Source organism: Sphaerotilus sp., from assembly GCF_041083715.1.
GTDB lineage: Bacteria > Pseudomonadota > Gammaproteobacteria > Burkholderiales > Burkholderiaceae_C > Sphaerotilus.
The window spans coordinates 1-11,135 of the sequence record NZ_JBFPGY010000109.1 but is presented as its reverse complement, the minus strand read 5'-3'; the positions used below and the strand labels follow the sequence as shown (position 1 = coordinate 11,135).

Here is an 11,135-nt window from a genome sequence, read left to right as displayed (position 1 = left end):
GCCAGCCGCGCCAGCTCACCGAGGCACAGCGCGAGATGCTGGTGGATCTGGGCCGTGCCGCCGCCCACTGGATGAAGAGCTGGCGCCAGTCGCAGGCGCTGGACCAGCACCGGCACCATCTGGAGGAACGTGTCGCCACGCGCACGCGGGAGCTGGCGCTGGCCAAGCAGGCGGCCGAAGCGGCCAACGAGGCCAAGAGTGCCTTCCTCGCCACGATGAGCCACGAGATCCGCACGCCGATGAATGGCGTGGTCGGCATCGTCGATGTACTGCGGCAGTCGAGCCTGACGCCCTACCAGTCCGATCTGGCGGACACGATCCGCGATTCGGCTTTCGCGCTGCTGGGCATCCTCGATGACATTCTCGATTTCTCGAAGATCGAGGCGGGACATCTGGCGCTGGAAGCCGAGCCGGTGGCCTTGCTGCGGCTGGTGGAAGGTGTGTGCGATGCGCTGCAGCCGGTGGCGGCCGCGCGGCGCGTGTCACTGCAGGTCTTCGTCGATCCGGCCCTGCCGGCCTGGATCCTCAGTGATGTGGTGCGACTGCGCCAGATCCTCAACAACCTCCTGGCCAACGCCGTCAAGTTCTCGGCCGGGCTGGAGCGCGCAGGTCGGGTTTGGGTGCGCGCCGAAGCACTCGGCACGGACCGGTTCCGTCTGCAGGTCAGCGACAACGGCATCGGCTTGCCAGCCTCGGCGCAGGCCCGTGTCTTCGATCCGTTCGAACAGGCCGAAGGCAGCACGTCGCGCCGTTACGGTGGCACCGGGCTGGGCCTGTCCATCTGTCGCCGGCTGGTGACAGCGTTTGATGGCGACATCCGTGTGCAGAGCACGCCAGGGCAGGGCGCGGTGTTCACGGTGACCTTGCCGCTGCAACCCAGCGAGCGCGCTTCGACATCCGAGTTCGAGCGCGAGGCTGAACTCTCGGGCCTGCGGTGCCATGTGCTGCTGGACGATGTTCAGCAGGCGCGGGACTGGTGCGCCTACCTGGCCGGGGCTGGCGCGCAGGCGTGGTGCTGGTCGGACGCCGAAGCGCTGTGGCGTGCACTGGCCGATCGGCCCTCGGGCGGCCCGACCGTTGTGCTGTGGCAGACGGAGCAACACCGTGACCCGGTCGACATGACGCGTGTGCGGCTGCGCGGCGAGGCGGTGGCGCCGGGACTCGGCTGGGTCTGGCTCACGCCGGGCCAGCGGCGCAATCCGCGCGTGCTGGGCCCTGGGATGGTGATGCTCGACCAGGAGGCGCTGCACCGCGCCGCGCTGCTCAAGGCCGTGGCACTGGCGGTCGGACGCTGTGTGCCCGACCCCATCGAACTCGGCCCCGGCGCGTTGCCGGGCCGGCAGGCCTTGCCGGGCAGCCGCGATGCCGTGCTGCAAGGCCGGCTGGTGCTGGTCGCCGAGGACAACGACATCAACCAGAAGGTCGTTCGCCGGCAGCTGGCGCTGCTCGGGCTGACGGCCGAGGTGGTGGACAACGGGCTGGACGCTCTGGAGCGCGCTCGCAGCGGACGGTTCGCGCTGTTGCTGACCGATCTGCACATGCCCGGCATGGATGGCTACGAGCTGGCCAGCACGCTGCGCCGCGGAGAAAGTGCCGGTCAGCACCTGCCCATCATCGCGCTGACCGCGAATGCGCTGAGCGGCGAGGCAGAACGCTGCCGCACTGCGGGCATGGACGACTACCTCAGCAAGCCGGTGCAGCTCGAACAGCTCGGCGCGACGCTGGCGCGCTGGCTGGCGCCGGCGGTGTCGCCGCCCTCGATGCCGCTGCCCGGCGATGGCCCGGCACTGCCGGTGTTTGACCAGACGGCACTCGCCCAGCTGGTCGGCGACGATCCGGCGGTGATCGACAGCTTCCGGCGCGACTACCTGGTTTCCAGCCGCGCCACGGCCGAGTTGCTGCGCGCGGCTGCAGCCCGTGCGGACTGGACGCAGGCCGGTGCCCTGGGCCACCGGCTGAAATCGTCGTCCCGGTCCATTGGTGCCATGGCGCTGGGTGGTTGCTGTGCTGGCATCGAGCAGGCGGGTGCGGTGGGTGATGGGGTGGCCGTCACCGCCTGGATGCAGCGTTTCGAGAGCGAGCTGGTGGCGCTGGTGGCGCATCTCGAAGCGACACCGGCCGCTGCACAGACGGCGCCGGCCACCCGCGATGCCGACCCCGCGCTGGTGCTCGTGGACGACGATCCGTTCCAGCTCCAGGTGTTGCAGCGCCAGCTGGCCGCGCTCGGCGTCGGTTCGGTCCAGTCCTGCAGCTCCGGTGCCATGGCGCTGCAGTGGCTGCGCGGGCGCGACACCTCGGCGATGCTGCTGCTGCTCGACCTGAACATGCCGGGCATGGATGGCGTCGAATTCATGCGCTACCTCGCCGAACAGCACTACCAGGGGGCGCTGGCGCTGGTCAGCGGTGCCGACCACCGTGTGCTGGAAACCGCCGCCAAGCTCGCCAGTGCCTACCAGCTCCATGTGCTGCACCACCTGCACAAGCCGGTGCCATCGGCTGTGCTGGGGGAACTGGTGGCGCGCTGGCGCGGCTTCGTGCCGGCGCAGGTGTGCCATGCTGCCCGGACGCGCACCCCGGAGGAAATCGACCGCGCCCTGCGCGGCAACCAGCTGATCCTGCATTACCAGCCCAAGGTCCGCCTGGCCGATGGCGCGCTGGTGGGCGTCGAGGCGCTGGTGCGCTGGCGGCATCCGACCGAAGGTCTGCTCTATCCCGACAGCTTCATCACGGTGGCCGAATCCAGCGGCCAGATCGATGCGCTCACCCGCAGCGTGCTGTCCCAGGCGATGCGGCAGGCGCGGCGCTGGCGGGAGGCCGGCATGGGCCTGCGCGTGGCGGTCAATGTCTCGATGGACAATCTGGCGCGGCTGGACTTCCCCGAGTTCGTGCTGCGCGAGGCTGTCCACCACGGCGTGCCGCTGACCGACCTGATGCTGGAGGTGACCGAGTCGCGCCTGATGCGCGACGCGCGGGTGCCGATGGACATCCTGACCCGGCTGCGGCTGAAGCACATCGGCCTGTCGATCGACGACTTCGGCACAGGCCACTCGTCGCTGGCGCAGTTGCGCGACATCCCCTTCGACGAGCTGAAGATCGACCGTGGCTTCGTGCACGGCAACCGCGAGCAGCCGACCCAGCGTGCCATTTTCTCCGCCAGTCTGGAAATGGCACACCAGCTCGACATGACCGTGGTCGCCGAAGGCGTCGAGGACCGGGCCGACTGGGACTTCGCGCGAGCGGCGGGCTGCGACATCGCACAGGGCTACTTCATCGGCCGTCCGATGCCGGCCGAGGCGCTGCCGGACTGGATCCGCCTCTGGCGCAAACGCAGCGAAACGCTGTGACCGCTGTGACGGCGAGGCCGGCTGGATTGGTCGACAATCGCGCCATGCCTGCCACTGTCCCCCCCACCGGCCTCACCCACCTCGAACGCTTGCTCGCCGATGGCCGTCGGCGCGTGCTGCTTGGCCTGATCGGGCCGCCCGGCGCCGGCAAGTCCACCTTCGCCGCGGCGCTGCTCGCCGCCTGGGAAGCGCGCCACCCCGGCACCGCGCAGGTGGTGCCGATGGACGGCTACCACCTCGCCAATGTCGAGCTGGCACGCCTTGGCCGGGCCAGCCGCAAGGGCGCGCCGGACACCTTCGACAGCGCCGGCTTCGTCGCCTTGTTGCGCCGCCTGCGCGACCAGCCTGCGGACGAAACCGTGCTGGCACCCGAATTCCGCCGCGAGATCGAGGAGCCGGTCGCGGGTGCGATTCCGGTGTTCGCCGAGACCCGGCTGGTGATCACCGAGGGCAACTACCTGCTGCTCGATGACCCCCGGCTGGGTGCCTGGGGGCAGGTGCGGGCGCTGCTGGACGAGGCGTGGTACGTGGACGTGGACCCGGCGCTGCGGCTGGAGCGCCTGATCGCGCGCCACGTGCAGTTCGGCCGCAGCCCGGAGGCGGCCCGGGCCTGGGTCGACGCCACCGACGAGCCGAACGCGCGCCTGATCGAAGGCACCCGTGCGCGGGCCGATCGTTTCATCGCCTGGTAAGGCACACGGGGACACCGATGGATCTGGGACTGAAGAACAAGACGGCACTCGTGCTGGGCGCCAGCAGCGGGCTGGGGGCGGCGATTGCGCGCACGCTGGCCGCCGAGGGCGCCCGCGTGGTGGTTGCCGCGCGGCGTGTCGACCGCCTGGAAGCGCTGGTCGCCGAGATCGAGGTGGCGGGCGGGCAGGCGCTTGCGCTGGCCTGGGACCTGGCCGATCTGGCGCAGATCGGGCCGAACATCGCCACCATCGAAGCCCGCTTCGGCCCGGTCGGCATCCTCGTCAACAACACCGGTGGTCCGCCGCCGAGCACCGCCGCCGGGCAGCCGCCCGAGCGCTGGCTGGCGCAGTTCCAGGCGATGGTGCTGAGCGTCATCGCGGTGACCGACCGCGTCCTGCCCGGCATGCGCGCGCAGCGCTGGGGCCGCATTGTCACCAGCACCTCGTCGGGCGTGGTCGCGCCGATCGCCAATCTGGCGATGTCGAACGCGCTGCGGCTGTCGCTGGTCGGCTGGTCGAAGACGCTGGCGCGGGAAGTGGCCTGCGATGGCATCACCGCCAACATCGTCGTGCCGGGTCGCATCGCCACCGACCGCATCCAGTTCCTCGACGAACAGGCCGCGCAGCGACAAGGCAAGGATCTCGCGCAGGTGCAGGCCGACAGCGCCGCGTCCATCCCGATGGGGCGTGTGGGGGACGTGCAGGAATACGCCGACGTGGTGGCGTTTCTGGCGAGTGCGCGGGCGTCGTATGTCACCGGGTCGGTGGTGCGCGTCGACGGCGGCATGATCGCGGCGGTCTGAGTCGGCGCGCCGTCAACTGCCTGCGACAGGCTTTGCGGGCGGCGGCTCATGGCGGGCCACCGACACCGTGAACAGACCGCCCGGGCCGATCAGGCTCTGTGTCTTGCGGCAGTGGATGCCGCTCACCAGCGCATCGAGTTCCGCCTGGGGGCGCAGGCGCATCTGCCACGGCTCCCCGCGGTGGTCGATCAGGATCCGGGCGATCGCCTGCCATTGCGGCTGCCAGGGCTGTCCGGTGTAGACCAGGTGGCCGCCGGGCCGGAGCTGCCCCTGGATGGCGCGCAGCGAGGCCAGCACTGGTGCGTTGTCGCTGCACAGCTCGTACAGCCCTGACACGACCACGATGTCGCAGAGCGGCTCGCCCGCGCTGTCGCTGTCGGGTGAGAGGGCCAGTGCGTCCCGACACTGGTAGTCGATCGTGTGCTGGAGCGCGAGCGATGCCGCCAGTTGACGCGCCGCATCGAGGTTGGCTGGCACGGCGTCCCGCAGCGTGATCTGCATCGGACGGTCCTGGAAGCGCTTGGCCGTCTCCAGCACATGGCGCCCGCCACCGGCGGCAACGTCCAGGATGCGCAGTGGCAGGTTGGCCGGATGCACGGCGATGAGGTCGCTCAGGACGCGCTGCAGGTGCTGCTGGCGCAGCCGGACGCCACGCCAGACGAGGGTGTCCAGGTAGATCCGGTCGATGAGCTTCCCGATGCCGAGACGCCCGCTGGCCTCGTGGCGGTAGACGTACTCCAGCGACGCGCCCGAGTCGAACCCCTGCGCCAGACCGATCCTCAGGCCATCGCTGAGCGGACCGAACCGGTGCAGCAGGTGGCGCTGCAGCGTGTGGACCGCGCGTGCCCAGACGGATCCCGGCGTGTTCCGCTGCAAGTCCCGGAACTGGGTGGCGCTGCGGCTGTTCTGGTCGGCGTCCAGGTGGTGGTCTGCCGGGGGAATCGGGTGTCCGTAGCAGCGGTCGATGAACTGCCGGCACGTCTGGAGCACGTCCTCCAGTGGCCGGCCCTGGTCGTGGAACACGGCGTGGGTCCCGTTCTGCAGCACCAGGAACCGTTTCTGGCGCGAGCCCAATCGGTCGAAGAATTGCGCCTGTGGTGCCTGTCGGACGACCTGGTCCTTGTCCGCAGTCAGCATCAGCACGGGGGCCTCGATCGCCGAGGCATTGGCCACGATCCGCCGCGCGGTGCCGGCGCGCTGCCGCGCGGGCGCGGTGAACCGGGCGAACCCCTTGGACTGGAAGGCCGCCGCGGCCATGACGACACCACGCAGACGCGGCGCGTGGTCGTGGATCCAGGTGGCCGCGATCACCGCACCCACGCCGTGTGCAACGATGAGCATGTCTTCGGTGGACAGGTTGTGGGTCTGCCGGAGATGGCGGGTGAAGCAGTGGAAATCCTGCACCAGGCCTGCCACGTCCGCGGCGCCATCGCGCGCGCCAGGCGAATGGCCATGGCCCCGGGCATCCCAGGCGAAGGCCCAGTCCTGCAGGCCGAGGAGTGGTTCCACGACCGGCAGCAGATGTCCGGAGTGTGCGTGGTCGCTGTGCAGGAAGACCAGCACCCGCAGCGGCGGTGCGGCGGCACTGCGGCGCGTATCGCGGGGCTGCCAGCAGCGGTAGAACAGGCGCGCGTGGTCGGAGCCAGGGAAACCGGATTCGGAGCGGATCCAGGCACCGGGGCCGGGCGTGGCGATCGAGTCGGCGGTGTCGGTGGTGGTCATGGAGCGATCTCTGAAGGACCGGGATGTCAGCACGGTCCAGCATGCCACCGCGGGTTCTGCCTTGATCGGGAGAAATCCGCGGCCCGGCTGGCAGAATGGCCGCCCCCAGTCGTCCGCTTGCATGCCAAGCTGCGCCATGTCCGAACTCCCCTTGCGCGTGCTGTCCGTCATTCCGCCGATGACGCAGCTCAATACCCCGTACCCGTCCACCGCCTACCTGACCGGCTTCCTGCGCGCGCGCGGTGTCGATGCCGTACAGGAGGATCTGGCGCTGGCGCTGGTGCTGCGGCTGCTGTCGCGGGGCGGGCTGCTGGAGATCCGCCGCCGCATCGAGGCCGCACCGCCGAAGCGCCCGACCGAGCCGGTGCAGAGCTTCATGGCGCAGTTCGACCGCTATGTGGCGACCATCGACCGCGTCATCGCCTTCCTGCAGGGCCGCGACGCGACGCTGGCGCACCGCATCAACAGCCGCGCCTTCCTGCCCGAGGGACCGCGCTTTCGCACGCTCGATGTCTATGTGGACGAGGACGGCGGCGATCCGCTGGCCTGGGCCTTCGGTGCGCTGGGCTTGCAGGACAAGGCGCGGCACCTGGCGACGCTGTACCTGAACGACCTCGCGGATGTGTTGCGCGACGCGGTCGATCCGCGCTTCGAGTTCGTGCGCTACGCCGAGTCGCTCGCCACCAGCCAGCCGACCTTCGAGCCGCTGGCCGAGGCGCTCGCTGCCGCCCCGAACCTGATGGACGACGTGCTGACCGAGCTGACCAAGGCGGCGGTCGAGCGGCATCGGCCACGGCTGGTGCTGCTGTCGGTGCCGTTTCCGGGGGCGGTGTACGCGGCGTTCCGCATCGCGCAGGCGGTGAAGGCGGTCGATCCGACGATCGTCGTGGCGCTGGGCGGCGGCTTTGCCAACACGGAGCTGCGCGAACTCGCCGAGCCGCGGGTGTTCGACCACATCGACTACGTGACGCTCGACAGCGGCGAGCGCCCGCTGCTGGCGCTGCTGGAGCACCTGAATGGCAAGCGCTCGCAGCAGCGGCTGGTGCGCACCTTCGTCCGGGACCGAGCGACCGGGCTGGTGCGCTACCTCAACTTCGTCGAGCCGGACGTGCCGTTTTCCGAGGTGGGCACGCCGACGTGGGACGGGCTGCCGCTGGACAAGTACCTCTCGCTGCTCGACATGCTCAACCCGATGAACCGGCTGTGGAGCGACGGGCGCTGGAACAAGCTGACGGTGGCGCACGGCTGCTACTGGAAGAAGTGCAGCTTCTGCGACGTGTCGCTCGACTACATCTCGCGTTACGAGAGCGCCTCCGCCGAGACGCTGGTGGACCGCATCGAGGCCATCGTCGCCGAGACCGGCCAGACCGGCTTCCACTTCGTCGACGAGGCCGCGCCGCCCAAGGCGCTGAAGACACTGGCCGCCGAGCTGCAGCGCCGCGACGTGCAGATCTCGTGGTGGGGCAACATCCGCTTCGAGAAGACCTTCACGCCCGCGCTGTGCCAGGAACTCGCCGACAGCGGCTGCATCGCGATGTCGGGTGGGCTGGAAGTCGCGTCCGACCGGCTGCTGACGCTGATGAAGAAGGGCGTCTCGGTCGATCAGGTGGCGCGCGTCACCAAGGGCTTCAGCGACGCGGGCATCCTGGTCCACGCCTACCTGATGTACGGCTTCCCGACGCAGACGGTGCAGGACACGGTCGATGCGCTGGAGTACGTGCGCCAGCTGTTCGAGCACGGCTGCATCCAGAGCGGCTTCTTCCACCGCTTCGCCTGCACGGTGCATTCGCCGGTGGGGCTGAACCCGCAGGAGTACGGCGTGCAGCTGCGCCCGCTGCCACCGGTCACGTTCGCGCAGAACGATGTCGGCTTCATCGACCCGACTGGCACCGACCACGACGCGCTTGGCGTCGGGCTGAAGAAGGCGCTCTACAACTACATGCACGGCATCGGGCTGGACGAGGACGTGCGGGCGTGGTTTGCCCATCTGAAGGGCAAGGTGCCCAAGCCGACGGTGAGCCGGCATCGGATCGGCAAGGCGCTGGGGCACTGAGGCGCTGACCGGGGGACGTTCACCGGTTTTCGGATGGGTTGATGCGGGACAAGCCCTGACGCGGTGCGCCCCATCACCATCGGCGGGTTTCCACCCACTCCTGCCGAGCGCCCGGCCCGGTCGCTGCGGCCCTGTCATACCGTGTCCGCCGCCACTGCTTCCGACTTCATTTCTTCCGCTGCGCCCGAGTGCGTCGATGTACTGATCGCCGGGGCCGGCCCGACCGGCCTGTCCACCGCGCTGGCGCTGGCGCCGCTGGGCCTGCGCGTGCTGCTGGTCGATCCGCAGGATGCTGCGACGCTGGCCGATCCGCCGCCGGACGGGCGGGAACTCGCGCTGACCTACCGCACCGAGGCGCTGCTGCGCGACTGGGGCCTCTGGGACCGGCTCCCGGACGCGGCCCGTGCGCCGCTGCACGCCGCCGCGGTCAGCACGGGGGGACAGGCCGCGTCGCTGCACCTCGATGCGTCGCACGCCCGCTCCACGCTGTCGTTCCCGTTTCCACTGCCGCCGCTGCCACGCCTGCCGGTGCCATCGATCCTGCGCCACCTGATCGGCCCGGGTGCGCCGGGGGTGGCCAGCGCCGAGCGGCTTGGCACGCTGGTGTCGCAGAACGCGCTGCGCCGCGCGCTGTGGCAGGGCTGCGCCGAGTGCCCGGAGCGCATCACGGTGCACGAACGCACCCGCCTGGAGGACTTCCGCCGCGATGCGGACGGCGTGACCGTGACGCTCGCCGGCCCCGGTGGTGCGCGCCAGGTGCGCGCCTCGCTGCTGGTGGCCGCCGATGGCCGGCTGTCGGGCGCACGCCGCATGGCCGGGCTGGTCGCGGACCTGCACGACTTCGGTCGCAGCGCCATCGTCGGCCGCCTGCGCCACACGCGCCCGCATGATGCGGTGGCGCGCGAAGCCTTCCACCTCGGCCACACGCTGGCGGTGTTGCCGCTGGTCGATGCGCCTGACGATGGCGGCACCGGTCGGCCGCTGCACCAGTCGTCCTTCGTGGTCACGGCGCCGAGCGAGCTGGCGCGGCAGTGGATGGCGCAGCCGGTCGAGGACTACGCCCGCACGGTGGCCGGCTGGCTCGGCGGGCAGCTCGGCGACATCACTCCCGCGCCCGGCGACGAGTCGCGCCGCCATCTCTACCCGCTGGTGGCGACCTGGGCGCCGCAGCTGGTCACCGACCGGGTGGCGCTGGTCGGTGACGCCGCGGTCGGCATGCACCCGGTCACCGCGCACGGCTTCAACCTTGGCCTCTACAGCGCCGAGACGCTGGCGCGCCACCTCAAGGCGCGTGCGGGTGGCGGTGTCCCGAATCCGGCCGACCCCGTCGCGCTGGCCGCCTACGACCGCGAGCACCGCGACACCGCCCGCTGGATCTTTCACGGCACCAACGCCATCGTGCGGCTGTTCACCGACGACCGGCCCGCGGCGCGGCTGGTGCGGCAGGCCACGCTGCACCTGGCCGAGCGGCTGCCACCGGTCAAGGCGCTGATCGTGCGGCAACTGGTGGACGCCTGAGGGCTGGCTATCATCGTGTCCACCCCATCCTCACCGGAGTGCGACCATGCCGCTGACCGACGACACCGCCTGCGACCTCGTTTTCTACACCCACCCCTGGTCCCGCGGCCAGATCGCCCGCTGGATGCTGGAGGAAACCGGTGCCCCGTACCGCCAGGTCGTGCTCGGCTTCGGCACGGCGATGAAAGCGCCCGAGTACCTGGCGCTCAATCCCATGGGCAAGGTGCCGACCGTCGTGCACGGTGGCCGGGTGGTCACGGAGGGCGCGGCCATCTGTGCCTATCTGGCAGACGCGTTTCCCGCGGCCGGACTGGCCCCCGCACCCGCGCAGCGCGCCGACTACTACCGCTGGATGTTCTTCGCCGCCGGTCCGCTGGAAGGCGCGGTGATCGATCGCTCGCTCGGAGTCGCGCCCAACGAGAAGCAGCAGGGCATGGTGGGTTACGGCACCTACGAGCGTGTCGTGGACGTGCTCGCCGCGGCCGTGGTGCGCCAGCCGTTCATCGCGGGCGCCGCGTTCTCGGCGGCGGATGTGTATGTCGGCTCGCACGTCCTCTGGGGCATGCAGTTCGGCTCGCTGCCGAAGCGGCCCGAGTTCGAGGACTACGCGGCCCGACTGGTCACCCGGCCAGCCTATGCAGCGGGCAAGGACATCGACAATGCGCTGGGCGCCCAGCTCGCGGCGGCCAACCCGGCCTGAACCTCAGCGCCCGCCGGCCACGTCCACCACCGTCCCCGTGACGTACGATGCCTCGGCCGACAGCAGCCACAGCACCGTCCGCGCCACCTCGTCCGGATGCCCGCCACGCTGCATCGGCACCCCTGCCTTGAGCCGCTCGACCCGACCCGGCTCGCCGCTGCTGGCGTGGATCTCGGTCTCGATCAGCCCTGGCGCCACGGCGTTGACGCGGATGCCTTCGGCCGCGACTTCCCGCGCCAGACCGATGGTGAAGCTGTCGATGGCGCCCTTGGACGCTGCGTAATCGACGAACTCGCCCGGTGA

Annotated in this window: 8 protein-coding genes; 6 read left to right on the top strand and 2 right to left on the bottom strand. The window is 70.5% G+C overall.

The window, feature by feature from the left end; all coding sequences use genetic code 11:
* From AB3X43_RS05410 to AB3X43_RS05400, 3 genes are all read left to right on the top strand, one after another.
* The coding region (locus AB3X43_RS05410) for an EAL domain-containing protein (RefSeq protein WP_369428848.1) at positions 1-3,344 on the top strand (3,344 nt) is incomplete at its 5' end.
* A 44-nt stretch (positions 3,345-3,388) separates the two neighbouring features.
* Positions 3,389-4,036, top strand: a complete 648-nt coding sequence (locus AB3X43_RS05405) for a nucleoside/nucleotide kinase family protein (RefSeq protein WP_369428847.1) — start codon at positions 3,389-3,391, stop codon at positions 4,034-4,036.
* A gap of 17 nt (positions 4,037-4,053) precedes the next feature.
* Positions 4,054-4,839, top strand: coding sequence for an SDR family oxidoreductase (locus tag AB3X43_RS05400; RefSeq protein ID WP_369428846.1), 786 nt, complete (start codon positions 4,054-4,056; stop codon positions 4,837-4,839).
* A gap of 12 nt (positions 4,840-4,851) precedes the next feature.
* Here the strand turns inward: AB3X43_RS05400 and AB3X43_RS05395 are convergent, their stop codons facing one another.
* Positions 4,852-6,561, bottom strand: a complete 1,710-nt coding sequence (locus AB3X43_RS05395; protein WP_369428845.1) for a class I SAM-dependent methyltransferase family protein — start codon at positions 6,559-6,561, stop codon at positions 4,852-4,854.
* A gap of 136 nt (positions 6,562-6,697) precedes the next feature.
* Between AB3X43_RS05395 and AB3X43_RS05390 the strand changes: the two genes are divergently transcribed.
* The 3 genes from AB3X43_RS05390 (at position 6,698) to AB3X43_RS05380 (ending at position 10,832) form a co-directional block, all read left to right on the top strand.
* Positions 6,698-8,614, top strand: coding sequence for a B12-binding domain-containing radical SAM protein (locus tag AB3X43_RS05390; RefSeq protein WP_369428844.1), 1,917 nt, complete (start codon positions 6,698-6,700; stop codon positions 8,612-8,614).
* Between the two features lie 141 nt (positions 8,615-8,755).
* On the top strand, positions 8,756-10,132 hold the full coding sequence (locus tag AB3X43_RS05385; protein WP_369428843.1) for an FAD-dependent monooxygenase: 1,377 nt from the start codon (positions 8,756-8,758) through the stop codon (positions 10,130-10,132).
* Positions 10,133-10,178: 46 nt separating this feature from the next.
* A complete protein-coding gene (locus AB3X43_RS05380) occupies positions 10,179-10,832 on the top strand; it encodes a glutathione S-transferase family protein (protein ID WP_369428842.1) in 654 nt (217 codons plus the stop codon).
* 3 nt (positions 10,833-10,835) lie between these two features.
* On the opposite strand, the gene AB3X43_RS05375 is transcribed toward AB3X43_RS05380, so the two are convergent.
* On the bottom strand, positions 10,836-11,135 hold a 300-nt coding region (locus AB3X43_RS05375), incomplete at its 5' end, for an SDR family oxidoreductase (protein WP_369428841.1).